Source organism: Pseudomonas sp. (assembly GCF_050739935.1).
Taxonomy (GTDB): domain Bacteria; phylum Pseudomonadota; class Gammaproteobacteria; order Pseudomonadales; family Pseudomonadaceae; genus Aquipseudomonas.
In genome coordinates this window covers 90,797-116,911 of the sequence record NZ_JBOICF010000023.1, presented here as the reverse complement: position 1 = coordinate 116,911, position 26,115 = coordinate 90,797, and the positions used below count along the sequence as shown (strand labels likewise).

21 protein-coding genes are annotated in these 26,115 nt (G+C 61.8%); 8 read left to right on the top strand and 13 right to left on the bottom strand.

Features of this window, described 5'->3' with window-relative positions; genetic code table 11:
* The first annotated feature begins 124 nt into the window (after positions 1-124).
* Positions 125-775 carry a bifunctional nicotinamidase/pyrazinamidase gene (gene pncA / locus ACRER8_RS04065; RefSeq protein ID WP_431745068.1) on the top strand — a complete coding sequence of 217 codons (651 nt, stop codon included), beginning with the start codon at positions 125-127 and terminating at the stop codon, positions 773-775.
* Positions 776-926: 151 nt separating this feature from the next.
* Here the strand turns inward: pncA and ACRER8_RS04060 are convergent, their stop codons facing one another.
* Positions 927-1,412 carry an N-acetyltransferase family protein gene (locus tag ACRER8_RS04060; protein ID WP_431745067.1) on the bottom strand — a complete coding sequence of 162 codons (486 nt, stop codon included), beginning with the start codon at positions 1,410-1,412 and terminating at the stop codon, positions 927-929.
* Between the two features lie 142 nt (positions 1,413-1,554).
* Here ACRER8_RS04060 and ACRER8_RS04055 point away from each other — a divergent pair, with 142 nt between their 5' ends.
* From ACRER8_RS04055 to ACRER8_RS04045, 3 genes are all read left to right on the top strand, one after another.
* Positions 1,555-2,460, top strand: a complete 906-nt coding sequence (locus ACRER8_RS04055; protein WP_431745066.1) for a formate/nitrite transporter family protein — start codon at positions 1,555-1,557, stop codon at positions 2,458-2,460.
* A 217-nt stretch (positions 2,461-2,677) separates the two neighbouring features.
* On the top strand, positions 2,678-3,361 hold the full coding sequence (locus ACRER8_RS04050) for a response regulator transcription factor (RefSeq protein WP_431745065.1): 684 nt from the start codon (positions 2,678-2,680) through the stop codon (positions 3,359-3,361).
* Complete coding sequence (locus ACRER8_RS04045) at positions 3,339-4,730, top strand: sensor histidine kinase (RefSeq protein WP_431745064.1); 1,392 nt, start codon at positions 3,339-3,341, stop codon at positions 4,728-4,730. Before ACRER8_RS04050 ends, ACRER8_RS04045 begins: the two co-directional genes overlap by 23 nt.
* Positions 4,731-5,226: 496 nt before the next feature.
* Here ACRER8_RS04045 and ACRER8_RS04040 read toward each other — a convergent pair whose 3' ends face one another.
* Positions 5,227-5,637: a hypothetical protein gene (locus tag ACRER8_RS04040; RefSeq protein WP_431745063.1), complete on the bottom strand. Its 411-nt coding sequence runs from the start codon at positions 5,635-5,637 to the stop codon at positions 5,227-5,229.
* 206 nt (positions 5,638-5,843) lie between these two features.
* Between ACRER8_RS04040 and ACRER8_RS04035 the strand changes: the two genes are divergently transcribed.
* Genes ACRER8_RS04035 through ACRER8_RS04025 form a run of 3 tightly spaced genes read left to right on the top strand, consistent with a single transcriptional unit; the run spans position 5,844 to position 11,650 of the window.
* A complete protein-coding gene (locus ACRER8_RS04035; protein WP_431745062.1) occupies positions 5,844-9,089 on the top strand; it encodes an efflux RND transporter permease subunit in 3,246 nt (1,081 codons plus the stop codon).
* On the top strand, positions 9,079-10,245 hold the full coding sequence (locus tag ACRER8_RS04030) for an efflux RND transporter periplasmic adaptor subunit (RefSeq protein ID WP_431745061.1): 1,167 nt from the start codon (positions 9,079-9,081) through the stop codon (positions 10,243-10,245). Before ACRER8_RS04035 ends, ACRER8_RS04030 begins: the two co-directional genes overlap by 11 nt.
* A complete protein-coding gene (locus ACRER8_RS04025) occupies positions 10,229-11,650 on the top strand; it encodes an efflux transporter outer membrane subunit (protein ID WP_431745060.1) in 1,422 nt (473 codons plus the stop codon). Before ACRER8_RS04030 ends, ACRER8_RS04025 begins: the two co-directional genes overlap by 17 nt.
* A 199-nt stretch (positions 11,651-11,849) precedes the next feature.
* Here ACRER8_RS04025 and ACRER8_RS04020 read toward each other — a convergent pair whose 3' ends face one another.
* The 10 genes from ACRER8_RS04020 to ACRER8_RS03975 form a co-directional block, all read right to left on the bottom strand.
* Entirely contained in the window at positions 11,850-12,695 is an 846-nt protein-coding gene (locus tag ACRER8_RS04020; protein ID WP_431745059.1) for an amidohydrolase family protein, read from the bottom strand.
* A 70-nt stretch (positions 12,696-12,765) separates the two neighbouring features.
* Positions 12,766-14,055, bottom strand: a complete 1,290-nt coding sequence (locus tag ACRER8_RS04015) for an MFS transporter (RefSeq protein WP_431745058.1) — start codon at positions 14,053-14,055, stop codon at positions 12,766-12,768.
* A gap of 210 nt (positions 14,056-14,265) precedes the next feature.
* Positions 14,266-14,997, bottom strand: a complete 732-nt coding sequence (locus ACRER8_RS04010) for a GntR family transcriptional regulator (protein ID WP_431745057.1) — start codon at positions 14,995-14,997, stop codon at positions 14,266-14,268.
* 226 nt (positions 14,998-15,223) lie between these two features.
* Positions 15,224-16,510, bottom strand: coding sequence for an MSMEG_0569 family flavin-dependent oxidoreductase (locus ACRER8_RS04005; protein WP_431745056.1), 1,287 nt, complete (start codon positions 16,508-16,510; stop codon positions 15,224-15,226).
* Between the two features lie 185 nt (positions 16,511-16,695).
* The gene (locus ACRER8_RS04000; RefSeq protein WP_431745055.1) at positions 16,696-17,016 is read right to left on the bottom strand and encodes an MSMEG_0570 family nitrogen starvation response protein; all 321 of its coding nucleotides are present in this window, start codon (positions 17,014-17,016) and stop codon (positions 16,696-16,698) included.
* A 1-nt stretch (position 17,017) separates the two neighbouring features.
* Positions 17,018-18,070 (bottom strand): sll0787 family AIR synthase-like protein, encoded by a 1,053-nt coding sequence (locus ACRER8_RS03995; RefSeq protein WP_431745054.1) that lies wholly within the window; start codon positions 18,068-18,070, stop codon positions 17,018-17,020.
* Complete coding sequence (locus ACRER8_RS03990; RefSeq protein WP_431745053.1) at positions 18,063-18,626, bottom strand: MSMEG_0567/Sll0786 family nitrogen starvation N-acetyltransferase; 564 nt, start codon at positions 18,624-18,626, stop codon at positions 18,063-18,065. The genes ACRER8_RS03995 and ACRER8_RS03990 overlap by 8 nt, the downstream gene beginning before the upstream one ends.
* 40 nt (positions 18,627-18,666) lie before the next feature.
* Positions 18,667-19,749 carry an MSMEG_0568 family radical SAM protein gene (locus ACRER8_RS03985; protein WP_431745052.1) on the bottom strand — a complete coding sequence of 361 codons (1,083 nt, stop codon included), beginning with the start codon at positions 19,747-19,749 and terminating at the stop codon, positions 18,667-18,669.
* Complete coding sequence (locus ACRER8_RS03980; RefSeq protein ID WP_431745051.1) at positions 19,736-20,713, bottom strand: Nit6803 family nitrilase; 978 nt, start codon at positions 20,711-20,713, stop codon at positions 19,736-19,738. The genes ACRER8_RS03985 and ACRER8_RS03980 overlap by 14 nt, the downstream gene beginning before the upstream one ends.
* 197 nt (positions 20,714-20,910) lie before the next feature.
* Entirely contained in the window at positions 20,911-21,393 is a 483-nt protein-coding gene (locus ACRER8_RS03975; protein ID WP_431745050.1) for an MSMEG_0572/Sll0783 family nitrogen starvation response protein, read from the bottom strand.
* A 241-nt stretch (positions 21,394-21,634) separates the two neighbouring features.
* Between ACRER8_RS03975 and ACRER8_RS03970 the strand changes: the two genes are divergently transcribed.
* Entirely contained in the window at positions 21,635-23,539 is a 1,905-nt protein-coding gene (locus ACRER8_RS03970) for a sigma 54-interacting transcriptional regulator (RefSeq protein WP_431745049.1), read from the top strand.
* Between the two features lie 147 nt (positions 23,540-23,686).
* On the opposite strand, the gene ACRER8_RS03965 is transcribed toward ACRER8_RS03970, so the two are convergent.
* A complete protein-coding gene (locus ACRER8_RS03965) occupies positions 23,687-26,113 on the bottom strand; it encodes a TonB-dependent siderophore receptor (RefSeq protein WP_431745109.1) in 2,427 nt (808 codons plus the stop codon).
* Between the last annotated feature and the right edge of the window lie 2 nt (positions 26,114-26,115).

The following is a 26,115-nucleotide window of genomic DNA, read 5'->3' as shown; positions in this document are numbered from 1 at the left end:
TAGCCACATGGCTTGCCGGCGGTAGCGTTAATGAAGCCGCCGCCCGCAAGTCATGCCATTACAGATCTTGTATTTGCCAGTTAGGGTTTCCACCGTTTCACAGACTTCATCAAGGACGCCGATGATGAACACGCCCCTCTCCCGCCTCCCGTCAGACCCGCGCTCCGCTCTGCTGGTCATCGACATGCAATACGATTTCATGCCCGGCGGCGCGCTGGCGGTGGCCGAGGGTGATGGGCTGGTGCCGTTGCTCAACCGCCTTGGCGCGCGGTTTCGCAATGTAGTGATCACTCAGGACTGGCATCCCGCCGAGCATATTTCCTTCGCCTCAAGCCATGCAGGACGTGATCCGTTCGACAGCATCACCCTGCCTTACGGCCCCCAGACGCTATGGCCGGACCACTGCATTCAGGGCACTCGCGGCGCCGAGTTGCATGCCGATCTGGATCTTGCTCATGCCCAACTGATTCTGCGCAAGGGCTGCAATGCCGGGATCGACAGCTATTCTGCGTTCGTCGAGGCCGACCGCACGACCCAGACTGGCCTGGCCGGGTATCTGAAAGAGCGCGGCATCGACAGCCTGTTCGTGGCCGGCCTGGCGCTGGATTTCTGCGTCGCCTGGTCGGCGCTGGATGCGCGGGCGGCGGGGTTCAATACCTGGGTGATCGCCGATGCGTGCAAGGCGATCGATCTGGGTGGATCGCTGGATAAGGCGTGGAGGGATTTTCAGGCGGCGGGTGTCGTTCGAATCGACAGCGCTGAACTAACGGTCTGAACGCCGTATATCTGTCGTCTTCACGCGATAGCCTTGCCAGCGAAAACCTGTGGGAGTGAGCTTGCTCACGAAGGCTCACTTATATTCAATGCGGACATACTGGCCCCTTCGTGAGCGAGCTCACTTCCACAGGATGACGTGCATCACCTGATCAATCCTGTCCCAATGCAAACCGCTTCAACCCCTCCCCCTCCATCCGATACCGCACCCACTCATCCTGCGGCTCGGCTCCGATCGACTTGTAGAAATCGATCGCTGGTTGGTTCCAGTCCAGCACGCTCCATTCGAAACGGCCGCACCCGGTGTCGTGGGCGATTTTCGCCAGGTGGCGCAGCAGCTGTTTGCCCGCACCGATACCGCGCTGCGTGGCCGAGACGAACAGGTCTTCCAGATACAGCCCCTTGCGGCCCTGCCAAGTGGAATAGCTGAGGAAATACACGGCAAAGCCGATGGGCTGATCGTCCAACAGGCAGATCAACGCCTTGGCCGGTGACGCCTCGTCGAACAGGCTGCGCTCGATATCAGCGACGCTGGCCTTGACCTCATGCTCGGCTTTTTCATAGATCGCAAGCTCGGTAATAAAGCCCAGTATCACGGCGGCATCGGCGCGGGTGGCGTCACGTATTTGAAGAGGCACGGCGGGGTCTCCGGGGTCAATGAAAAGGCCGTCGCGCGCGGGCGAACGACGGGGAAGCGATTGTGTCTCAACCATCAGCACGGCGCAGCAGACAAAAGCAAAAAAACCTGACCGTCCACCCCAGAAAAGCCAAAGGAAAAACATGGACACTGAACAAGACGGCAAGACCCCGGGCCTGACGCCCGAGGAAGAACGCGATATCGATGAGAATCAGCCGCCCCGCGCTGCCGTGCTGCACGAGACCATCCGCATGCAAGGCGATCAGGAACTGGAGCGCAATGTCGCTGCGCTGTTCTGGTCGGCATTGGCCGCCGGGCTGACCATGGGCCTGTCGCTGATGGCCATGGGGCTGCTCAATTCCCGGCTGCCCGACGGCGAAGCGTTCAAGGTGATCGCCAGCGTGGGCTACAGCGTGGGCTTTCTGGCAGTGATTCTCGCGCGCCAGCAGCTGTTCACCGAAAACACCCTGACTGCCGTGCTGCCGGTGATGAGCAAGCCAACGCTGAACAACTTCGGACGGCTGCTGCGGCTGTGGACCGTGGTGCTGGTGGGCAATCTATGCGGCACGCTTCTGGTGGCTTACGTCATGCTGCATTTGCCGATCTTCGACACCAAGACCGACGAGGCCTTTCTCGACATAGGGCGCAAGGTCATGGAAAACAGCACCCCTCAGATGTTCGCCAAGGGCATCGTCTCAGGCTGGATGATCGCCACCATGGTGTGGATGATCCCGTCCATGGAAAACGCCAAAATGTGGATCATCCTGATGATCACTTACCTGATGGCGCTCGGGGATTTCACCCACATCGTGGTCGGCTCGGCGGAGGTTTCGTATCTGGTGTTCGCCGGCGAGCTGCCATGGAAAGACTTTTGGCTGGTATTCGCCGGGCCGACCCTGGCCGGGAATATCATCGGTGGCAGCTTTATCTTCGCGCTGATCAGCCATGCACAGATTCGCAGTGAAGGCGGCGCTCCAGCGCAGGATCCAAAGAAAAAGCATCGCCCGGATAACGACCGCAAGGCTGACGCCGAGCCCGCGGAGCAATGAACCACCTGTAGGAGCGAGTACATTCGCCAAAGGCCGGTAGCATCCGATACATACCTGTCGGATATACCGACGCCTCGCGAATGAATTCGCTCCCACGGGTCATATCGCGTTTGCGAAATAAAGGGCAAACACCCCTTCTTAAATTATTTTTAAGAAATACCCACTACGTTTAAAGGCAAAATACAGCCTTCAGTCACTACGTGGTTCAGGCAATCCAATGACCCGAATTCTGACAATCGAAGACGATGCAGTCACCGCCAAGGAAATCGTCGCCGAACTAAGCAGTCATGGCCTCAACGTGGACTGGGTCGACAATGGTCGCGAAGGTCTGGTGCGTGCCGTCAGCGGCGATTACGACCTGATCACCCTCGACCGCATGCTGCCCGAAGTCGACGGCCTGGCGATTGTCACCACCATGCGCGCCCTGGGAATTGCCACACCGATCCTGATGATCAGTGCCCTGTCCGACGTCGACGAACGCGTTCGCGGCCTGCGCGCCGGGGGTGACGATTACCTCTCCAAGCCTTTCGCGTCCGACGAAATGGCCGCCCGGGTCGAGGTCCTCTTGCGGCGCAGCAACCCGGTCACTCAGGCCGAAACCATGCTCAAGGTTGCCGACTTGGAACTGAACCTGATCACCCGCGAAGCCAGCCGCGCCAACCAGCCGTTGAACCTGTTGCCGACCGAATACAAACTGCTGGAATTCCTGATGCGCAACAGCGGGCAGATCATCACCCGCATGATGATCTTCGAGGAAGTCTGGGGTTATCACTTCGACCCCGGAACCAATCTCATCGATGTACACATTGGTCGCTTGCGCAAGAAAATCGATCCCCCTACCCTGACGCCGCTGATACGTACCGTTCGAGGCTCAGGTTATGTCATTGCCGAACCCGTCTAAGGGCTGGCGTTCTTCCAGCAGCCGTCTGCTGGCGCTTTACAGTTTCCTTTTCGTGGCCTGGAGCAGCATCCTCATGGGGGTGTTGTACTGGGAAGTCACCAGCTACCTGAATAACCTCGCCCGCCACTCGCTTATGCAGCGTCAGCAGCTGTTTTCGCGCTTCCAGGGCGCGCAGCTGGACGACGCCTTGCGCACCAGCGACAAGTTCGACATCCGCACCGTCGACGCCTACGGCCTGTTCGACGAGGACCTGAAACCGATCAGCGGGCCGGTCCACGAAATTCCCGACGGGCTCAAACTGACCGGGGAAATCCAGGAACTGGATACCTGCGTCGATTCCGACGACCCCGATCTGCCGCGCGCCAGTTGTGATGCGGTGGCGATCCATACGCTCGACAACCGCTGGCTGATTCTGGTGCGCGACAATGGTTCGCTGTTCGCCGTGACCACGTTGATTCTGCGCGCGTTATTGTGGGGGATCTCGCTGACCATCATCCCCGGCGCTGCGGGCTGGCACCTGCTGCGTCGCCGGCCGCTCAGGCGCATCGGCGCGATCCAGGCCAGTGCCGAGGCCATCGTCACCGGCGATCTGACGCGACGGCTGCCCGTCTCCGATCGACGCGATGAGCTGGACATGCTGGCCGACATCGTCAACGCCATGCTCGACCGCATCGAGCGGCTGATGAACGAGGTCAAAGGCGTCTGCGACAACATCGCCCACGACCTGCGCACACCCTTGACCCGTCTGCGGGCGCAGCTGTACCGCATTCAGCAGCAGTCCCCGGAGGACTCGCCCCAAGGCGAGCAGATGGCGCAGGTGATCGCCGATGCCGACACTCTGATGGCGCGTTTCCGCGGGCTGCTGCGGATTTCCGAACTGGAGGATCATCAGCGCCGCTCGGCATTCGGGCAGCTCAACCCCGTGCCGCTACTGCATGAGCTGTATGACTTCTATTTACCGCTGGCAGAAGAAGGTGGCGTGTCGCTGCACCTGAAAGTGGCGGAAAACCTGCCGCCTCTGGTGGGCGACAGGGCATTACTGTTCGAAGCCTTGTCGAACCTGCTGAGTAATTCGATCAAATTCACTCCGGCGGGGGGCCAGGTCCTGATGATTGCTCGCGCAGAAGGCGACACGACCTTCATCGAAGTCCAGGACACCGGCCCCGGCATCCCCGACGCCGAACGCGAGGCGGTATTCAAACGCTTCTACCGCAGCGAAACCGGCAATCAGCAAAGCGGCTTCGGTCTGGGCCTGTCCATCGTGGCCGCGATCGTCAACCTGCACGGCTTCAAACTGCGCATCGGCAACAGCCCTTCCGGGGGTGCGAGCCTGGTGCTGGAGTGCCGGCAGGTACTGGCATTGGGTTGAAACGAAAAAGCCCAGCCCTCGACAGGCTATGTATGAAGCATTCCCGATCCCGAGTGGCAGTCCGGCTTGCTGGCGAATGCGATGGGGCCGACGACACATCCCCTGGCTGACACGCGGGGTTCGCCAGCAAGCCGGGGCCTACACGTCCAGCGGCGTAATGAAATTCTGCGAGCGCGCACGAACCCGGTGTAGGAGCCGGCTCGCTGGCGAATGCGATGGGGCCGACGACACATCCCTGGCTGACACGCCGGGTTCGCCAGCAAGCCGGGGCCTACACGTCCAGCGGCGTAATGAAATTCTGCGAGCGCGCACGAACCCGGTGTAGGAGCCGGCTTGCTGGCGAATACGATGGGTCCGACGACACATCCGTGGCTGACACGCGAGGTTCGCCAGCAAACCGGGGCCTACACGTCCAGCGGCGTAATGAAATTCTGCGAGCGCGCATGAATCCCGTGTAGGAGTCCAGCGGCATACCGAGATGTTGCGAGCGCGCACATCACCCCGGCATGCAGCTAAAGTCCTTGCTACGTCCAATCTGATGCCCATGAGAATCCTCGAGCTTGACCCGGTACTCCTCACCCAGACTCGCCTCAACCAATGTGTAACGCTCACCCGCCTTGAACTGATCGAAGCTGATCCCCGCCTCACAATTCATCTGCCCGTCATCGCCATTGCGCTCGACAATCAGATCCACATCCAGCTTGTGCGTCCCGGGCTTCACATCGAAATAACGCCCGTCATTCAAACGCTTTCCATCCAGATCCTCTGCCATCAATACCCCCGAAGGTTCCTCCTGCAAACCGATCCATGCCTCGCTCGGATCAGCCTTGGGCATCGGCTCCGCGCAAGCCGACAACAGTGCAATCAGACTCAACACAGGAACCAGCATTAACGACTTGGCTTTCATCACACGACCCTCAACAGTTGAAAAAGTCCCTGTAGCGCAGGGTGAATTTCGATGGAAGAAGGCTGCGCGCGGCCCGCATGAACAACAAATGAATGCCCGATGAAAGCTCCTTGTGCGCCGGACTAACGTTTTGTTCATCTGGCCGAAAGCTGCCTGTTAGGTACCCGCCCCAAGACTGCGCTGATTCGAAATGGGAGGTTTCCGGCATGCTCGGGCTGGTCAAGACTGCATTGCTCAAGCCGTACACGTTCATCGTGTTGGCGATTTTCATCTGTATTGTCGGCCCCATGGCGGCGGTCAAGACGCCCACTGACGTGTTCCCCGACATCGGTATTCCGGTGGTCGCGGTGGTCTGGCAGTACGCCGGGCTGTCGCCGGACGCCATGGCCGGTCGCGTGATCTACACCTACGAGCGTTCGCTCAGCACCACGGTCAACGACATCGAACACATCGAATCGCAGTCGCTGCCAGGCATGGGGATCGTCAAGATCTTCTTCCAGCCGGGAGTGGATATCCGTACCGCCAACGCCCAAGTGACCGCGGTTTCCCAAACCGTGCTAAAGCAGATGCCAGCCGGTATCACGCCACCGCTGATCCTCAACTACAGCGCCTCAACGGTGCCGATCCTGCAAATGGCCTTTTCCAGCCCGACCCTGTCCGAAGCGCGGATTCGCGATCTGGTGCAGAACAGCATTCGTCTGCCCCTCAGCGCCGTGCCGGGGCTGGCGATGCCAACGCCGATGGGTGGCAAGCAGCGCCAGATCACCCTCGACCTCGACCCGCAGGCGCTGGCTGCAAAGGGTCTCTCGGCGCAGGATGTCGGCAATGCGCTGGCGGCAGGCAATCAGATCATTCCCGTGGGCACGGCGAAGATGGGCACCGATGAATACACGGTACTGCTGAACAACAGCCCGCGGGCCATCGACGAACTCAACGATCTGCCAATCAAGACTGTCGACGGTGCGCTGATTACCATCGGCCAGGTGGCCCATGTGCGTGACGGCGCCCCGCCGCAGACCAACATCGTACGCGTCGATGGCCGTCGCGCGGTGCTGATGCCGGCATTGAAGAACGGCAATATCTCGACCCTGTCGATCGTCGATGACATCCGTAACATGCTGCCACTAATCAACGAAACCCTGCCGCCGGAGTTGAAGACCTCACTGCTGGGTGATGCCTCGGTGTTCGTCAAGGAATCGGTAGGCAGCGTGGCGCGGGAGGGCATCATCGCCGCCTTGCTGACCAGCGTGATGATTCTGCTGTTTCTCGGCAGCTGGCGTTCGACCGTGATCATCGCCGCATCGATTCCGCTGGCCGTGTTGTCGGCCATCGCCCTGCTCTCGCTCAGCGGTCAGACACTCAACGTCATGACCCTCGGCGGCCTGGCGCTGGCGGTGGGGATTCTGGTGGACGACGCCACGGTGACCATCGAGAACATCAACTGGCATCTGGAACAAGGCAAGGCGGTGCAGAATGCGATCATGGACGGCGCACGCCAGATCGTAGGCCCCGCGTTCGTTTCGCTGTTGTGTATCTGCATCGTGTTCGTGCCGATGTTCATGTTGCAGGGCATCGCCGGTTACCTGTTTCGGCCGATGGCGCTGGCGGTGATCTTCGCCATGGGCAGTTCGTTCCTGCTGTCGCGCACCCTGGTGCCGACCCTGGCGATGTTTCTGCTCAAGCCCCATGTGCTGGAATCCGGCCCCGGCCATCACCCGGAAGATGCATTCATCAATCATCACGAAGGCGACCGGCATGGTCGTCAGCGCAACGTGCTGCTGCGCGCAGCGCTGGGCTTTCAGCAAGGTTTCGAGAAACACTTTTCGGCGATTCGCGATGTGTATCACGGCTTGCTGGGACTGGCATTGAAACGGCGCAAGATGTTCCTGCTCGGCTTTCTTGCTTGTGTGCTCGCCAGCTTTGCCCTGCTGCCGAGTCTGGGCGAGGACTTCTTCCCGGCCACCGACTCAGGCGCGCTGTCGATGCATGTGCGTCTGCCGCTGGGCACGCGGATCGAAGAAAGCGCCGCTGACTTCGACCGCATCGAGCAACGCATTCGCGAAATCATCCCGGCCGATGAGCTGGATACGGTGATCGACAACATCGGCATCCCGCTCAGCGGCATCGACATGGCCTACAGCAGCAGCGGCACCATCGGCCCGCAGGATGGCGATATCCAAGTCACGCTCAGGAAAGGCCATGCGCCCACCGCCGACTACGTCAAACGCTTGCGTGAAGCCCTGCCGCAAAGCTTTCCCGGCAGCCAGTTCGCCTTCATGCCTGCGGACATCAGTAGCCAGATTCTCAATTTCGGCGCCCCCGCTCCATTGGACCTGAAAGTCTCCGGGCCCAGTGGTGAAGCCAACCGCGCCTATACCCTGGAACTGCAACGTCGGTTGCAGCACATTCCGGGCATCGCCGATCTGCGCATCCAGCAGTCCACCGGTTATCCGTCGCTGCAAGTGAACGTCGATCGGCTGCGCGCCAAGCAGCTGGGGATCACCGAAAAAGACGTGACTTCCAGCCTTGGCGCCTCGCTGGCTGGGACCTCGCAAGTGGCACCGACTTACTGGCTGAACCCGAAAAACGGCGTGTCCTATGCGGTGGTCGCCGCCACTCCACAGTACCGTCTGGACAGCCTGCCAACCCTTGAAGCCTTGCCGATCACCGGCAGCGATGGCCAGTCGCAGATTCTCGGCGGGCTGGCGACTATCAAGCGGGTCGACAGCCCGGCCGTGGTCACCCACTACAACATTCAGCCGACGCTGGATCTGTACGCCAACGTGCAAGGGCGCGACCTGGGCGGCGTGGCGAAAGACGTGCAGAAGATCATCGACGACACGGCCCATCTGCGGCCCAAAGGCGCGGTGGTCAGTTTGCATGGTCAGATCGACGCGTTGCACGAAGCCTTCAGCGGTTTGAGCCTGGGTCTGCTTGGCGCGGTGGTGCTGATCTACCTGCTGATCGTGGTCAACTTCCAGTCCTGGACCGATCCATTCGTGATTATTACGGCATTACCCGCGGCCTTGGCCGGGATCGTCTGGATGCTGTTTCTCAGCGGCACGTCGTTGTCGGTGCCGGCGCTGACCGGGGCGATTCTGTGCACGGGGGTCGCCACCGCCAACTCGATCCTGGTGGTGAGCTTCTGTCGCGAACGCCTGGCCGAACATGGTGACGCCCTGCTCGCCGCGCTGGAAGCCGGTTACACCCGTTTCCGCCCGGTGTGCATGACTGCCCTGGCAATGATCATCGGCATGCTGCCGCTGGCCGTTTCCCAGGAGCAGAACGCGCCGCTGGGCCGCGCCGTCATCGGCGGGCTGATCCTGGCCACCACCGCCACGCTGTTGTTCGTCCCGGTGGTGTTCAGCCTCGTGCATCGCCATTCGCAATCCCGCTCTCTAAACCCGCATGCCACCAGCGCTCTTGATGGAGAAAGACCCGATGTCGTCTGAAAACGCCCCTTCGCGCAAACGCCTGATGCTCGCCGGCGTCGGTGGTCTGACCCTGGCGGCGCTGCTGGTCGCCAACGGTCTGGCTGCGCGCACCCGCCATGCCCACGCCGTCGCCGCCTGGACCGAAAGCCAGTCAGTGCCGGTGGTCACCGTGGTCTCGCCGTCACAGAACGCCCAAGGCGATACCTTGCAATTGCCCGCACGTCTCGATGCCTGGAGCAAAGCCTCGATCAATGCCCGAGTCAGCGGCTACCTGAAAGACTGGACCGCCGACATCGGTACCCAGGTGCAGGCCGGTCAGGTACTCGCGCATATCGACAGTCCGGAACTGGATCAGCAATTGGCGCAGACCCGCGCTCACCTGGCCCAGCAGCAGGCCCAGGCACGCATCGCCGAAACCACCGCCGAACGCTGGCAACACCTGCTGGCCACGCATTCGGTATCGCAACAGGAAGTGGACGAAAAAATCTCTGCCGCCACCGCCGCAAAGGCTGATGTGCAGGCCGCTGCGGCGGACTATCAGCGCCTGACCGACCTCGCCGCGTACAAGACCATCCGCGCGCCATTCAGCGGCACCATCACCGCACGCAACACTGATATCGGCCAGTTGATCAAGGCCGATGACGGTGGCGGCACTCCGCTGTTCAGCATCGCCGACACCCACCGGCTGCGACTGTACGTGCCGGTCCCGCAGAACTACGCCAGCGTGATCCGGCCCGGCATGCAGGTGCGACTGACCGTGCCCGAACACCCCGCGCAGATCTACAAGGCCACCCTGATGGGCGACTCCACGGCGGTCGATCCGCGCTCCGGCACCCTGCTGGCACAATTCGTCGCCGACAATCCGGGCGGCGCCCTGCTCCCCGGTGACTATGCCGATGCTACGTTGCCGATCGCAGCCGGTAGCCATGGCGTGAGTATTCCCGCCAGCGCATTGATCTTCCGTGCCAAAGGCACGCAGGTGGCGACCATGGACACGGCCGGGCACGTGCATCTGCGCGACATTCATATCGCGATGGATCTCGGCGATCGGCTGGTGATCGATCAAGGGCTGCAAGCCTCGGACAAAGTGATCGACAACCCGCCCGATGCCCTGCGCGAGAACGACCCTGTGCAACTGGCCGACGCTGGAGGTGCGCATGCGCCCAAGGCTTGAAGGTCTGGCCCTGGCGCTGGTCATCGCCGGCGCCCTGACACTGCAGGGTTGTTCGCTGGCGCCGACCTATCACGCGCCAAGCGTGCCGCTGCCAGAGCATTACAAAGAGGACGCCGGTCCATGGCACCCGGCGCAACCGGCCGATCAGTCGCAGACGCAATGGTGGCAAGTGTTTCAGGACAAGCAACTCGATGACCTGCAGCAGCGACTGCTCGAGGCCAACCCCGATCTCGCCGCGGCCCTCGCCCATTACGACGCGTCGCAGGCCTATGCCAGCCAGCTGCATGCCGGGCTGTTTGCGCAAATCAACGCCAGCATTGCGCCGTTGCGACAGCGGCAGTCGGATCGCCGGCCGTTGCGCGGCGATACTCAGCCATCGTTGTACAACAGCGACACTGCCGGTTTCAGCTTGAATTTCGACCCGGACCTGTGGGGCAAGATTCGCAACCAGGTCGCTGCCGGTGACGCCCAGGCCCAGGCTTCGGCGGATGACCTGGCGGTGGCGCGCCTGAGCTTGCAACGCCAGCTGGCGACGCTATACGTGCAAGCCAGAGGCCTGGATGCGCAGAGTCGGATTCTCAAAAGTTCGCTGGACGATTACACCCAGGCCTTGCAACTGACCCGTGATCGCTACGAGGGCAAGATCGCCTCGGAACTGGACCTGACCCGCGCCCAGAGCCAACTGGCCGAAGCCCAGGCGCAACTGGATGACGTGAAAGCCCAGAGCAACCTCAGCGAACACGCCATCGCCGAGCTGGTGGGCGTGCTGCCCAGCGAGTTTGCCTTGATCCACGACGCCGAGCCGCTGAAGCTTCCGACCATCCCGCAAGCCCTGCCCGGCAGCCTGCTGCAGCAGCGTCCGGACATCGCCGCGGCCGAACGTCGGGTATTCGCGGCCAACGCTAATATCGGCGTGGCAAAGGCCGCCTGGTACCCGGATTTCAGCCTGACCGGCCTGCTCGGCGGACAGACTCAGGGCAGCGGTAATCTGCTCGCCGCCGCCAATCGATATTGGGCCCTGGGGCCGCTGGTCAACCTGCCGATCTTCGACGGCGGACGCCGCAGCGCCAACGAGCGCCAGGCCAGGGCCGAGTTCGAGGAAGCCGCTGCGCAATACCACAGTCAGGTGCTGAAAGCTGTGCGCGAAGTCGAAGACAACCTCGGGCAATTGCGCGATTTGCAGCAGGAGTCACAGGACCAGCAAGCCGCCGTCGACGCCGCGCAGAGCGCCGAGCGTATGGCAACCAGCAGCTATGAAGCGGGGGCGGTGAATTACCTGGATGTGGTCACTGCCCAGACCACCGCCCTGCAGGCGCAGAGGCGATTGCAAGGGGTGGACACCAGCCGATTGCAGGCCAGCGTGGGGTTAGTGGTGGCGTTGGGTGGCGGGTGGAAATCGGACTGAGCCGACAAACTGGACGCGTGGAAGATGCCGTAACCCAGAGGTCCGCCACAAACCCTGCTGCGTGCCAGATATTAATTGTAGGAACCGGCTTGCTGGCGACGCAGCGTGCCAGAAACATGGACAGTGACTGACACACCCGGTGCGCCAGCAAGCCGGACCTACAACGATCGCGGCGCGACGAGATGCCCTGACGTCCGCGTCAGGCCTCAACCCGCGAAAAATCGAACAACACCTGGGGCGCTTCGATCAGCAGCGAGCGCATGGTCTGAGGGGAGCATCCCAACGCCTGCAATTGCTCGACCACTGCGCCATAGCTGATCCGGTCCTCGTGCTGGGTATGCGGCCAGTCGCTGCCCCATACCAGGCGCTGCGGGCCAAAACTCTGCATCAGCAGCGCCAACGCGGCGCGGGCGAAGTCGAGATTTTCCTGTTCGCTGCCCTCCAGGCGATAGATGCCCGACACCTTCATCCACAACTGACCGCCGAGGCCCAGTTCAAGCATGTCGCGAAAGCCGGGCTGATCCAGCCCCAGTCGCGCATCGGGTCGACCGAAATGATCGATCACGATTTTCAAGCCGAACGGCAGCAGCCCACGAACCAGTGCCGGAATATCCGCGACGTGACGATGCAGTTCCACATGCCAGCCCAGCTCGGTGATATGGCCGAACAGGACCTTCCACTGCGGCTCGGAAAAATCCGGCAAGGCCTTGCCCATCAGGTTCAGGCGAATACCGACCACGCCGAGACGATCCATCTCGTCCAGCGCTGCGCGGCTGATGTCGCGATCGACCACTACCACACCGCGCAGTTGCGTGGGTGCTTGCCGCAGCGCATCGAGCAGATAGCTGTTATCGGTGCCGAGAAAGCTCGGTTGTACCAGCACGCCGTGGCTCAGGCCGTGGCCGTGCAGCTTGTGTTGATACGTCGTCAGAGTGGCGTCGTAGTCGGGTGAATAGCGTCTTGCCGATGTCAGATCCAGCTCCCTGCTGAATACGTGTGCGTGGCCGTCGATGCCAATAATCGAGGCGGGAAAGGTATCGGACATGGGTCTCATCTATCGAAGGAAATGCGCGGTGCCCGGCGTTTAAAGCCGAGCCACCGCGCAAGAAGGAACATCAGGCGCTGGCGGTCTCGTTGCGCGAGGTCGAACCCTGGGCGGCGGCAGCGCTGGCTTCCAAACTGCGACCACGGGTTTCCGGCAGGCACAGCGCGGCGATCACGGCCACGCCATAGGCGATGCCGGCGTCGATGCCGATGGCCGAACCCAGCGACATCGACTCGCTCATGTGGCCCACCAGAAACGGGAATACCGAAGACAGAACGCGGCCGAAGTTGTAGCAGAAGCCCACCCCTGCCCCGCGCACGTCAGCCGGGTACAGCTCGTTGAACAGCGCGCCGAGGCTGGCTGGAATGCCGGCGGCGAAGAAGCCCAGCGGGAAACCCAGGAACAGCATTTCGGTGTTGGTCAGCGGCAGGAACACGTAGCACTGCACGGTGATGACACAGCACAGGGCGAACAGCACGATGTTCATGCGACGACCGATGCGGTCGATCAAAAAGCCACTGGCCACACAGCCACACCAGAAAGCGACGATGATCACGGCCAGGTAGCCACCGGAGTTGAGCACCGACAGGTTGCGCTCGGTTTTGAGGAAGGTGGGCAGCCAGGTCATCACCGCGTGGTAGCCGCCATGAGCACCCAGGCCCAGCAACCCGCCAAGCAGGGTCACGCGAATCAGTTCAGGACGGAAAATACCGGCCAGGGACTTGAAGAAGTTCTGCGGGATGGCCCGGTCTTTCTGCAGGCGCTGGAAGCTGTCCGGCTCTTCCACGTTGCGACGCACCCAGATGATCAGCAGCGCTGGCAGCAGACCCACCAGGAACATCACGCGCCAGGCGATATCTGCGGGCACGAACGAGTAGATCAGCGCAAACACCCCCACTGCCACGCCCCAGCCCACGGCCCAGGCGCTTTGCACCGTGCCCATGACTTTGCCGCGGTATTTGGGGTTGATGGATTCGGCCATCAGCACCGCGCCGGCGGCCCACTCGCCACCGATACCAAAGCCTTGCAGCGCCTTGACGATCAGCAGCGTGTTGAAGCCTGTGACGAATGCGGAAAGAAAGGTGAAGAGGGAAAACCAGAGAATCATCCATTGCAGGGTGCGCACGCGACCGTAACGGTCCGACAACGTGCCGCCGACCCAGCCACCCAGTGCCGAAGTGATGAGGGTCACACCGCTGATCAGCCCAGCGTCGCCCTTGCTCAAGGCAAAGGCAGCGATCAGTGCGGGAATGGCCAGACCGAACATCTGGACTTCGAGGGCGTCCAGCGACCATCCGCCGAAGCAGGCCCAGAAGGTTTTGCGCTCCCGGGGCGTGACGTGGCGATACCAGTTGAACATGGTTTTTGTCCTTATACGTGTGATGCGGCAGTTGTTGTGGAGCCCGTTCTTGATGACTGGCCTGATGCAAATCCCTGTAGCGAACGACATTCCTGTGGGGGCGAATTCATTCGCGAAAGATCTTCCAGGCGACACAAATGTATTGCCCCCCTGGTCTCTCGCGAATGGATTCGCTCCCACAGTTCGATCCGTGGTGAAGCCCGGTATGTGTTATCGAATATCCACGCTGTAGCGAAAATGGCTCGCATGCCCACGGGAGCGGCGCCACTCCAGCGGCTGACCTGCGTAGTTGCGTGCCAGGCGCTCGATCACCACCACTGGGCTGCCTGGCGGAAGCTGCAACAGCCGGCCATGCACGTCGTTGATCGCTTCGGCCGTGAGCGTTTCTTCAGCGTAAGCGACGACCTGGCCGCACAGCTCTTCGTAGATCGGATAAAGCAACGGGCCATGTCGGCTGAGATCAGTTTCCAGCAACGTCTGAAATTGCACCTGCGGCAGCCAGATCTCCTCTGCGAGCACTGGCTGCGCATCGAGCAGACGCAGGCGAATCATGCGGATCACCGGAGCATCCAGCGGCAGACCCAAGGCCTGGGAAACGGCGGATGGCGCGTTCACCGGTTCGATTGAGAGGATGCGGCTCTCGGGCACCTGACGTTCGCCGGAAGCACTCTGGAAGCGGAAAAAGCGGAACAACGAAGACTGGAACTGCGGACGCCGAACGAACGTGCCCCGCCCCTGCTGACGCTCAAGAACATTCTCGTTGACCAACATGTCGATGGCTTTGCGCACGGTGCCGGTGGACAGGCAATACTCACTGGACAATGCAGCTTCGGTAGGTATGGCCTCACCCGGGCGCCAGCGGTTATTGGCGATTTGCTCAGCCAATTGATCACGCAAACGTTGGTAAAGCGGCAGGCGAACATCACTGGAAAGGCGGTTCATGGCGGCGCTTCGCTATTGTGGTTATGTAGTCATCTATATGAATCTGGGCGAAGTATTGTCTCGTTACATTTAATCGTCAAGGTTGATCAGTGCAGTTGCCTGATGAGCGGCATGGCATCCGGGCTAAATCATTTGGTTAGGCCGTGGCCTGTAGCAGCCCGGCTTGCGGCGTTGGCGATAGTGCGCCACCGCCGGCAAGCCGCCCTGCTACAGGAAGGAGAATTCACTAGCGGGCTGCGACTTTGTGCCCCGCCGTCGCGCCGACGATATGCTCCACCACATACTGTGCATCCCTCGCCACCCCGGAGAACCGCCCCGAACCCCAGGTGTACAGCCAGGGCAGCCCGAGGAAATACAGCCCGTCCTGCGCGGTCACCCCGCGCACATGCCCCGGATGCCCTCGGCCGTTGAACACCGGCGCTTCGACCCAGGTGAAATCCGGGGTAAAACCGATGCACCAGATGATGCTGGTAATACCCTGTTCCAGCAGATTCAGCTCACGCCGCTCCTGCTCTGGCACCCATACCGGCTGGTAGCGCTCGCCAATCGGGGCATCAATACCCTGCTCGGCGATGTACTTGTCGATGGAGCCATTGATCCGGTTGTAAACCGCATCGGCGCTGTCCAGGCTGGCGCTCAGATTGTCGGCGAATTGCAACGTATCGCCGTGCAGCCCTTCGAGACGCCCGAACAATTGCATACCTTCCACAGCGAATTTGCGCAGGTCGATGTCGCGTCCGCCATCGCGCCCGGTGACGTAGTGGTTGGTGTTGTCGCGCACGCCCTCGCGCAGCGGATGGGTGTCGACGCCGATCTGGTAGTAGCCCATCTCGGCCAGCCAATCGACCACGTCCTTGCCGCGATAAAAACGCGCACAACGCGGAGCATCGCCCACGGCCAGGTACACCTTGCGCCCGGCCAGGTGCAGGTCTTCGGCAATCTGCGCGCCGGACTGCCCGGAGCCGACCACCAGCACGTTGCCTGCGGGAAGCGCCTGGGGGTTGCGGTATTGCTCGGAGTGAATCTGGATGATGCTCGTGGGCAGGCGCTCGGCCAGACGCGGGATGATCGGCGTGTGATAACCACCCGAGGCGCAGATCACCTGATCGGCTGTGAAGTTGCCCTGGGAGGTGTGTACCTCGAAGCCCCCCGACGCACGTGGCACCACCCGCTTGACAGTCACACCCTCCCGCACCGGGGCATTGACCGCTTTGACGAAGCCGGCCAGGTAGGCGTTGATTTCATCCTTTTTCATGAAGCCGTGAGGATCGCTGCCGCCGTGTTCTTCGCTGTAGCGATAGCCCGGCAATGCGCATTGCCAGTTCGGCGTGACCAGGCTGAACGCATCCCAACGCTGATTGCGCCAGGCGTGGGTCAGGCTGTGTTTTTCCAGCACAAGATGATCGACGCCCTGCTGTTGCAGGTAATAACTGGCCGACAACCCGGCCTGTCCGCCACCGACGACGATAACGCTGTGGTGGGGAGTCTTGATGGGGGTGATGGAACTGGGCATGTCGGGTCTCCAGATGCAGAAAATGATGGAAAGAAACGAACGGACGTTCATATGGTGTCCGGCAGAATCGCGGTCTCTCTGTGGGAGCGAATTCATTCGCGATGCGGGCGTACAACCGGCACATCTCTCTCGTCTGTACCGGCCTCTCGCGAATGAATTCGCCCCCACAGAGGAATCGTGTTGAATCAAAAAGAACTCCACCCCGCCCCGGTCACCCGGCCGCCGCCTTCGGTGCGCATGCTCAGGACTTCCACCTCGCCCTGCTCTTGATAATGCGCCTGGCCTTTGAGTGCGCTGAGGGTGTCCATCGCCGAGCTGCAATAGAACCCCTTGACCTGCTTGACCCGCTCGGACGCGTTGGTCAGCCCCCCTTCAATGCGTTGCAGAAAGTCGGCAAGCGGGTAGCGCTTGCCCTCCTGCAGATGCTCGTAGATCACCGTGGAAGGCGAGTAACCGACGGCTTCTTTGCCGTTGGGCCAGCGGATGCGGAAATTCACGGCGGGCATGTCAGTGCTCCTTGTGGACGGACAAAGGGGAAAGGTCGAGATGCGGGTAGCTGAAGCCGGTGAACGGCTGCTCGCCGAGGTTCCAGAAAGTGCGCCGTTGCAGGCCATGCTGCACGCTGAGTTCGCCGCTGTCGTTGACCCGGCCGATGCGCTCGCAACGCAACCCTTCAAAGGCGAACGCGGCCTGTACGTTGGGCCAGTCGGCCTCATCAAGGGTCATGAGAAAACCGTAGCTGGGGAACACTTGCAGCCAGCGGGCCCAATCGAAACCGGCCTCGCCTTCGACCGGGCACGGCAGCTGGCGCAGATCAATATCGCCGCCGCAGCCAGTGGTCTCCAGCAGCATCAACAGACTGCCCAACACCCCGGCATTGCTGATGTCCTTGGCCGCGTGCAGCAACTCGGCTTCGGCCAGGCGTGGCAGTACTTCAAGCTTGCTGCGCAGACGCTCGGCGGGTACGCCTTCGAAGGCTTTCCAGTAGGTGCTGTCAGCGTGCCAATAGCCTTCCAGATCCACCGCCATGGCGATGATCTGTCCCGGTTTGACGTGCAGGGTCGACAGCAAGCGGCTGGCGATACCAGTGATCGCCACTGCCAGCGCGGTGGGGTTGTGCGCGGCCAGACTGGTGTGCCCCCCCGCCAGCATCAGGCCGTAGGCTTCACAGGCGGCGCGCATGCCAGCGAGGATTTCCTGCGCCGCGGCATCGTCGTGGTGCCAATAGGCGTTGACCACCGCGGTCGCACGCCCACCCATGGCGGTGATGTCGCTGACATTGGCCATTACCGCCGACCAACCGGCGAACCACGGCGCGGCCTTGACGAAGCCCGGCAGCATGCCCTCGATCGCCAGCAATTGAAAATGCTCGCCACAGGCAATCGCCGCCGTGTCGTCGCCCGGCAACGCGTACAGCTCGGCGCGGGTCAGCTGTTTTTGCGGCTGTTGAGGGCCGTCGACCAAGGCCCGCGCAGGCTGCTGAATCGCCTGTTTGGAGCGCATCGCCGGGGTATTGCGCAGGGTCTGCAACAGGCCATCCAGATCCACGGAGTCAGTCATGGCGAGCCACCTTCTTCAGGGCGCGTAAAGAGACCTGACGCGGCATCAGCGGATAACTCGCCAGGTCCGCCTGCATCAGGCAATGGGGTTGGCCGAGCAGGTCGAGGTGCTCCAGGGTTTGCCAGTGCAGGCCGTGGAAATACGCCTGGTTCGGCGCCTGCACGGTGGCGCGAAACACCTCGCAGCCCAATTCTTTCGCCCGCGAAACCGCTTCGTTGACCAGTGCCTTTCCGATCATGCTGTGCCGACGATAGGCCTGGGCCACGCACAACCGCCCGCCGAACCAGAGGCCGTTTTCCGGTTGATAAATGCGCACCGCACCGACTACCTGATCGGCCATGCCGCAACTGCCAGCCAGGGCAACAATGGCAATGGCCTGAAAATCGTGGTGGTCCTTGTCCTGAGGTAACAGCTGCTGTTCCTCGGAAAACACCGAGCGGCGCAAGGCGAAGTACGCCTGTTTTTCCCAGTTTTCCGTGGCCGGTTTGACCACCAACTCACCGGCACGAAAGGGTTCGAAGGTGCTGTCGACGAGGGCAAAGGCCAGGTTCTGCATGATCCGTCTCCGGTGAAGCCAGGGGCTTATTTGCGCTACTTCATTCGTGATTCTTCAGCGCCGAACACGCGCCACATTTGGCGCAGCCTGCGTTGATGTTGTCCGAGTGCAAGCCGTGACGGCGCAGGCTGGCGCCGATCTGCGGATACAGCCGGGCCATCATCGCGCTATCGGGTTTGGGATGGTTGGCCAGCGGAGTACCGTCGATGGGCACGAACGGCACCACGAACGGATACACGCCCATGGCGCTCAGGCGTTCGCTCATCTCGGTGATCGCCCGCTCACTGTCGCCCAACCCGGCCAGGATGTAGGTGCTGACCTGACCACGACCGAACACTTTCACCGCAGCCTCGAAGGCTTCGAAATAACGGCTCAGCGGCACTTCGGCCTTGCCCGGCATGATGCGTTGGCGGACCTCGTCGGTGACCGCTTCAAGGTGCATGCCCAGCGACACCACGCCGCTCTCGGCCAGGCGTTCGAACCAGATGTCATCGTCGGGCGGTTCGCACTGGGCCTGGATCGGTAAATCCACGGCGGCGGTCACGGCGGCGGCTGACTCACAGAGAATCGCCGCGCCACGATCGAGGGTCTGCGGAGTGCCGGTGGTCATGACCATGTGCTTCACGCCATCGAGTTCCACTGCGGCCTTGGCCACTTCAGCCAGCTGCTGCGGACGTTTGCGGGCGATGGTCTTGCCGGCCGCCAGGGACTGGCCAATGGCGCAGAACTGGCAGGAGATGCTGCGATCGTTGAAGCGGATGCAGTGCTGCAACACGGTGGTGGCCAGCACATCGGCGCTGTGCAGCGTGGCGATCTTCCAGTACGGAATGCCGTCGGCGGTACTGCGGCTGTAGAAGTTCGGCACCCCCGGCATTTTCACCTGACCGACCTGCAAGCCTTCGCGAAAGATCAGCGCCAGGCTGCCGTCGGCACTGGGCTGGGCCTGATAGGGCGAGGTCTGCGAGGCCTGATTGAGGATCGGCACCATCATGGTTCGATCACCAAACGTCAACGCCTTGTGATCCGACGGCCCCGCCCCGCCCTGGCGCGACAGGCCGTTTTGCGCAGCCGGCCAGCGCACACCGTGGCATTGCAGTTCGGCGAGCAGTTCATTGGTCTGCATGAGTAAGCTCCTCGCGGGCAGACATCAGCGGATGCGCGCTGCGTTCGTGGACCTTGGCGGTGGGAGTGCGATCAATCAGCAGGCTGAGCAGCTCCGGGCGGCTGTAATGCCCCACCGAATCCATCATGCGTTTGCGCTTGTCGATGAGTTTCAGATCGAGATCGGCGATCACCCAGCCCTCGCCCTGACGCAGCGGTTCGCCGAGCAACTTACCCTCCGGCGAAACGATGGCGGTGAAGCAACCGCCGGAAATCGGCCCCAGGCCGCAGCCGGTGTCCTGCATTATCTGGCCCTGTTGATCGGCGTCGAGCCAGGCGGTGGCGTTGACCACGAAACAGCCGGACTCCAGGGCGTGATGGCGGATGGTGACTTCGATCTGTTCGGCAAAAATGTCGCCCACCAGCGAGCCGGGGAACATCGCCACGTGGATCTGCTCGCCGTCCGCCATCAAGGCGTAACGGGCCAGCGGGTTGTAATGCTCCCAGCAGGCCAGCGAGCCGATGCGGCCAACGGCGCTATCGACCGCGCACAGCCCGGAGCCGTCGCCCTGGCCCCAAACCATGCGCTCGTGGTAGGTCGGGGTGATCTTGCGGCGGTGCTGAATCAGCGTGCCGTCGACATCGAACAGCAACTGGGCGTTATAGATCGTGCCGCCTTCGCGCTCGTTGACGCCGATGGAGGCGACGATGCCCGCTTCACGACAGGCCTCGCCGATTTGTCGGGTGACGTCCGACGGCACAGTGACCGATTGTTCCAGCAGTTGCAGGTGTTCCCGGCCCATCGCGAAGGGCGGCTGGACGAAGGAGAAATAGGGGTAGTACGGCACCACGGTTTCCGGAAAAACCGCGAATTGCACACCTTCCCGGCCGAGCGCGAGCAAGGTGCGGCACAGCTTGGCGACGGTGGCTTCGCGGGAGTACAGCACGGGGCTGAACTGAACGGCGGCGGCGCGGATGGTGGTCATGGGGTTGTCCTGGTCATGCGTTGATCGTTGGCTGCGGGCATTCATTGAGGTGTCGCCGGACGCGATTTCTGTGGGAGCGAATTCATTCGCGAAAAGGCGTTCAAGCGACACGAATGCGTCGGATGTATAGGCCCTTCGCGGATAAATCCGCTCCCAAAGGGGTTTGCGTCAGCCGGCCCAATCGGCGTTGTCGGGCCTCAAGCCGTCCAGGTATCAATGATCATCGCGCCCTCACGGCGCATCAGCAGACGCAGGTCCATCACGTCCAGCGGGTTGATCGGGCGGATGCCTTCGATCAGGGCTTTTTCGGTCTGACCGTACAGCGCCTGCAAGGCAAAACGGCAGGCATAGACCTCACCGCCTTCGGCCATGAACGCCTTGATCTGGTTGTTCACCGCCAGATGCCCCGGAAAGGCCTCGGCGCCCAGAGTCGGGAAGCCCCGTTGCACACCCAGCTGCACGCCTGGCCCGTAGAGCAACACCTTGGTTTCGAAACCCTTGCGCAGCAGGCGTTTGGCCTGAAGCATGTTGACCAGGCCGATGGACCCTTCGAACGCGATGGTGTGGAAGGTCAGCAGGACTTTTTCCCCTGGCTCGGCTTTGACGTCCTCGAAGACCTTCTCTTCGTAATTGACCAGGAAGTCGCCGTCTTGATAGTGGTTGATGTCTACGCTTGGCATGTCGTCGCTCCGTTCGTTCAGGTGTTGTCGGTGGTCTGGATCGAGCACCGGGTGACATCAGAAGCAGAGCGAACGCCGTGCCAGAAAATAAATGCATTTACCCCTCGACCTTAAGCGTTTGATTTTGCGCAAATTAGTTATCTGATCCGCTTTTATGGCGCCTTTCTGATGCTTTCGGGAAATCACGCATTCCCGTAGAAATACGAATATTCGTAGCGCCATATCACGAGATTTCGTAATCATGAACGAACCCGACTCGCTGATCGGCTGGGCCGACCTCGCTTATTCCTCGCGGCACATGGTCTTCGAGCACTGCGCCGAAGCCATCGCCCTGCTCGACCCCTTCACTGATCACTTCGGTGACCTCAACATCGCGGCCTGCAAGCTGCTCGGCTATCCGCGCCAGGAGCTGCTGGCGTTGCCGGTGAGCAAGTTGTTCGGCCATCAGCTGGCGGACCTGATCGTCTTCACCCAGGCGGTGATGGACAAAGGCCGCGGCTGGACCGACGACCTGAGCTGCAACATCAAGACCGGCGAGCGCATCGAACTGGAGATTTCCGCCACCACCCTGCAGATCAAAGGCAGCCCGCAGCTGATCCTGGTCATGCGCGAAGCCAGCCAACAGAAGTACCAGCAGGATCAGGCGCACACCGAACGCACCATGCGCGGCGGGCTGATCGAGTGGCGCAATATCCTCAACCTGTTTCAGGAATCCGAGCGTGACAACCAGTTGCTGCTCAGCTCGGTGGGCGATGGTATCTATGCGATCGACAGCGAGGGGCTCGCGACTTTCGTCAACCCGGCCGGCGCACGGATGCTCGGCTGGGAGGTGAAGGACATGATCGGCAAGAACATCCACCGCATTCACCATCACAGCCACGAAGATGGCAGCCACTATCCGGTGGAAGACTGCCCGATTTACAAGGCGGTGCATGACGGCGTGGTGCATGAGGGTCGCCAGGAGGTGTTCTGGCGGCGCGACGGAAGCTGCTTTCCGGTGGAATTCACCAGCACGCCGGTAATCTCCGACGGGCGCATCGCCGGCGCCGTGGTGGTGTTTCGCGACATCACCGAACGGCGCAGCACCGAAACTCAGCTGCAAACGGCGCTGGATGAGCTCAAGCTGCTCAAACAAAGGCTGGAAGAGCAGAACGCTTATTTGCAGGAAGAGATTCACATCGAGCACAACTTCCGCGAGATCGTCGGGCAGAGCGCGCCGATTCTGAAAATCATCAAGCAGATCGACGTCGTTGCGCCCACCGACGCCAGCGTGTTGATCAACGGCGAGTCCGGCACCGGCAAGGAGCTGATCGCCCGCGCCATTCATCAGGCCAGCCGCCGCAGCGCGCATCCGCTGATCCGGGTCAACTGCGCGGCGATTCCCACCGAGTTGTTCGAGAGTGAGTTCTTCGGGCACATTCGCGGCGCGTTCACCGGTGCCGTGCGTGATCGCGTCGGGCGTTTCGAACTGGCCGATGGCGGCACGCTGTTTCTCGACGAGATCGGCGAAATCCCGCTGGAATTGCAAAGCAAGCTGTTGCGGGTATTGCAGGAGGGGCAATTCGAGCGCGTGGGTGAAGAGCGCACGCGCAAAGTGGATGTGCGGATCATCGCCGCGACCAATCGCGATCTGCGGCAAGAGGTCGGCGCCAGGCATTTTCGCGAGGATCTGTACTTTCGCCTGAACGTCTTTCCGATCCAGTCTCCTGCCCTGCGCGACCGCCCGATGGACATTGCACCGCTGGCCGCGCACTTTCTCAAGCAAGTGAGCAAACGCCTGAACATGCCCGGCCGCCGCCTGCGCAACAGCGACATCGAACGGCTGCAGAACTACTCCTGGCCGGGCAACATTCGCGAGCTGCAGAACGTCATCGAACGCGGCCTGATCACCTCCACTGGCGCTGATCTGAACCTGGACCTGCCAGAAGAAACCAAACCCGCCGGCAGCTCAGCCACCAGCACCCTGCCCGAACAAGGCTTCCTCACAGAAAGCCAGATGCGCGACCTGGAACGCAACAACATGCACGCCGCCCTGAAAGCCGCCCACGGCAAGTTGTTTGGCAAAGGCGGCGCGGCCCAACTGCTGGGGATCAAGCCCACGACACTGGCCTCGCGGTTGAAGCGGCTGGATATTGAGGTGGATTGAGGGTCGACGCCAAACAACTGTGTGAGCGAATTCATTCGCGATGCGATGCCGCGGCCGTCGCATCTCCTGCGTCTGGAATACCATCACCAGTGGATTCGCTCCCACAGGGTTGCCATCTCCTGTCAGATCACGTCTGCGCCCAACGAATCAAAAACCCACACTCGCCTGCACGAAAAACGTCCGCGGCTGCCCCAGGTAGATCCCCGAGTTGTTGTCGCTGGAGCGGGTGAAGTATTGGTGGTCGAAGAGGTTTTTCACGCCGGCACCGAGCTTGAGGTTGGACAATTGCTTACCGAAGTCGTAGGCGCCGCGCAGGTTCCAGGTGACGTAGCCGGGAATGTTGCCGTATTGGCCGTCCGCCGAGGGCTCGGTGATGTAGTTGCCGTTGAAGCTGCCGTCGGCGTTGGTGCCGGTGCCTGGCGCTCGCTGTTTGGATTGAGCGAAGCCGTCGAGGTTGTAGGTCCAGCGGTTGACGTCATAGCGCAGGCCCAGGGTGGCCACTTGGCGCGAGTAGAACGGCAGGTCACGTCCCTTGAAGCCGGGGATTTCGCCTTCATAGGTTGCGCGGGTGTAGGTGAAGCCGGCGTTGGCGGTCAGCCCTTGCAGGCGTGGGTCCAGGGCGCTGAGGTCGTAGTGCGCCGAGGCTTCGATGCCCTGGTGTTTGGTGGCGCCGAGGTTGGTCCAGCCCACGTCATTGCTGATGTATTGCAGTTCGTCGTCGAAGTCGATGTAGAACGCTGTCAGCTCGCCGCCCCAATTGCCGTTATCGTAACGGGTGCCCAGCTCGTAGGTCTTGGCTTTCTCCGGTTGCAGGCCGTTGGCGGTGTCGTTGCCGATGCCGCCCTGGGCAACCTGGAAGTATTGCAGGCTGCCGAACGAGGTCTCGTAGTTGGCAAACAGTTTCCACTCATCCGAGAGGTGATACATCACGCTCAGCGCCGGGAGCGGCTCGTTATTGTTGACGCTGCGGTCCTTCTCCTGCACCCGCACCCCATTGGTGCCCAGCACCGGGCGTTCGTGCCAGTCGGTGCTGATGTGCTCGAAGCGAATGCCGGGGGTAACGGTCCACTTGCCGATGTCGATCTTGTCGTCGATATAGAACGCCGTGGCTTCGGTGCCGCCGGTGCGGTCCTGATACACGTGACCGTCCGAGCCCGGAATTGCCACCGGCGTGTTGTTCACCAGCCCCAGGCGCGACGCCTGCTCGTGCATCGCTTCCTTCAGGTAACGCGCGCCGACGCTGACTTCCTGCGTGGTCGGTCCCAGATCCAGCACGTGGGAGACCCGCGGCTCGATGCCAAAGGTGTGGTAGCTGCGGGGAAACGAGCCGAGGGTTTTCTGGTCCCGGGCGGCGATGTTGCTGCCACGGAAACTGTCGGTGTAGTAGGTCAGCACTTCGGCCTGGGTCGACTCGTCGATCTGCCGTTTGTACTTGATCGACACGTCCTTGCGCCGGCCGCTGAAGTTGTCGTAGTCGCGGTCGGACTGATAGGGGTTGGCGTCGAACTGCCTCTGAGTCAACCCGCCCGGCATGTCGGCCTTGGCGTCGTAATAATGGAAGTTCACCGACAGGTCGTCTGCGTCGGTCAGTGCCCAATGGGTCTTGAACAAGACATCATCGATGTCATTGTCGTTATTGCTGGACCGGTAGCCCGAGCCATTGACCGTGGAATACAGCAACGCCGCCCCCAGACCGTTGTCCGCCGTGCCACCAAGAAACAAGGTGTCGAGGTTTTTGTAACCGCCATGACGGCTGGTTTCGATGGTGCTGCTGAGATCGCCGCTGAGTTTTTCCGGAATGGCGCGGGTCACGAAGTTGATCACGCCGCCAACGTTCTGCGGCCCGTAACGCACCGAGCCGGCACCGCGGACCACATCGATGCTGTCCAGGTTGCCCGACGAAATCGGCGCCATGGACAACTGCGGCTGGCCATAAGGCGCAAACGCAGCTGGCACGCCGTCGATCAGCACCGTGGAGCGAGGCGACAGCCGCGACGTCAGGCCGCGCACGCCGACGTTAAGGGAAATGTCGCTGCCGCCGGTGCCGTTGGACTCTTGCACCTGCACCCCGGGAATGCGCCGTAACACATCGCCGACGTTCTGGGCGCCCTGCTCGACCATGGCTTGGCGGCGCACGACAGTGCGCGCGCCAGGGTGATTCTGCACCACGGCCTGGTCGGCATCGCCCAACCAGTCGCCGACCACCTTCACTTCCATCGGCGCGATTTCCATACTGCCGGGCGTTGCCGAAGCACTCTGCCCGGCCGGCTTGAGCACCACCGTGTCGGCGGACATTTCGTAGTCCAGGCCACTGCCCTGCAACAGCGAGCGCAGCGCCTGCTCTGGCGACAGCGTGCCGTCTACCGCCGGCGCCAGTTTGCCGGCGACCAGGTCCGGGCTGAAGAACAATTGCAGAGAAGTCTGCTGACCCAACTGGCTCAACGCAGCGCTCAGGGGTTGAGCCCGGATATGGATGGCAGTCGGCGCATCTTCGGCGTAGCTGTCGCTGACGCTGGCAGCGACCGCCAGGGCCAGCACCCACGGCAGCCAGCGGGGTGTTTGCGACGCAGGCAGTG

What these genes read in the sequence shown, in the direction of transcription:
- ACRER8_RS03970 (WP_431745049.1), top strand. Translation starts at nt 21,635, where the DNA reads ATGAACGAACCCGACTCGCTGATCGGCTGGGCCGACCTCGCTTATTCC.
- ACRER8_RS04000 (WP_431745055.1), bottom strand. Translation starts at nt 17,016, where the DNA reads ATGCCCGCCGTGAATTTCCGCATCCGCTGGCCCAACGGCAAAGAAGCC.
- ACRER8_RS04050 (WP_431745065.1), top strand. Translation starts at nt 2,678, where the DNA reads ATGACCCGAATTCTGACAATCGAAGACGATGCAGTCACCGCCAAGGAA.
- ACRER8_RS03975 (WP_431745050.1), bottom strand. Translation starts at nt 21,393, where the DNA reads ATGCCAAGCGTAGACATCAACCACTATCAAGACGGCGACTTCCTGGTC.
- ACRER8_RS04055 (WP_431745066.1), top strand. Translation starts at nt 1,555, where the DNA reads ATGGACACTGAACAAGACGGCAAGACCCCGGGCCTGACGCCCGAGGAA.
- pncA (WP_431745068.1), top strand. Translation starts at nt 125, where the DNA reads ATGAACACGCCCCTCTCCCGCCTCCCGTCAGACCCGCGCTCCGCTCTG.
- ACRER8_RS04010 (WP_431745057.1), bottom strand. Translation starts at nt 14,997, where the DNA reads ATGAACCGCCTTTCCAGTGATGTTCGCCTGCCGCTTTACCAACGTTTG.
- ACRER8_RS04015 (WP_431745058.1), bottom strand. Translation starts at nt 14,055, where the DNA reads ATGTTCAACTGGTATCGCCACGTCACGCCCCGGGAGCGCAAAACCTTC.
- ACRER8_RS04045 (WP_431745064.1), top strand. Translation starts at nt 3,339, where the DNA reads ATGTCATTGCCGAACCCGTCTAAGGGCTGGCGTTCTTCCAGCAGCCGT.
- ACRER8_RS04035 (WP_431745062.1), top strand. Translation starts at nt 5,844, where the DNA reads ATGCTCGGGCTGGTCAAGACTGCATTGCTCAAGCCGTACACGTTCATC.
- ACRER8_RS03995 (WP_431745054.1), bottom strand. Translation starts at nt 18,070, where the DNA reads ATGACTGACTCCGTGGATCTGGATGGCCTGTTGCAGACCCTGCGCAAT.
- ACRER8_RS04005 (WP_431745056.1), bottom strand. Translation starts at nt 16,510, where the DNA reads ATGCCCAGTTCCATCACCCCCATCAAGACTCCCCACCACAGCGTTATC.
- ACRER8_RS03990 (WP_431745053.1), bottom strand. Translation starts at nt 18,626, where the DNA reads ATGCAGAACCTGGCCTTTGCCCTCGTCGACAGCACCTTCGAACCCTTT.
- ACRER8_RS04030 (WP_431745061.1), top strand. Translation starts at nt 9,079, where the DNA reads ATGTCGTCTGAAAACGCCCCTTCGCGCAAACGCCTGATGCTCGCCGGC.
- ACRER8_RS03985 (WP_431745052.1), bottom strand. Translation starts at nt 19,749, where the DNA reads ATGCAGACCAATGAACTGCTCGCCGAACTGCAATGCCACGGTGTGCGC.
- ACRER8_RS04025 (WP_431745060.1), top strand. Translation starts at nt 10,229, where the DNA reads ATGCGCCCAAGGCTTGAAGGTCTGGCCCTGGCGCTGGTCATCGCCGGC.
- ACRER8_RS04020 (WP_431745059.1), bottom strand. Translation starts at nt 12,695, where the DNA reads ATGTCCGATACCTTTCCCGCCTCGATTATTGGCATCGACGGCCACGCA.
- ACRER8_RS04040 (WP_431745063.1), bottom strand. Translation starts at nt 5,637, where the DNA reads ATGAAAGCCAAGTCGTTAATGCTGGTTCCTGTGTTGAGTCTGATTGCA.
- ACRER8_RS03980 (WP_431745051.1), bottom strand. Translation starts at nt 20,713, where the DNA reads ATGACCACCATCCGCGCCGCCGCCGTTCAGTTCAGCCCCGTGCTGTAC.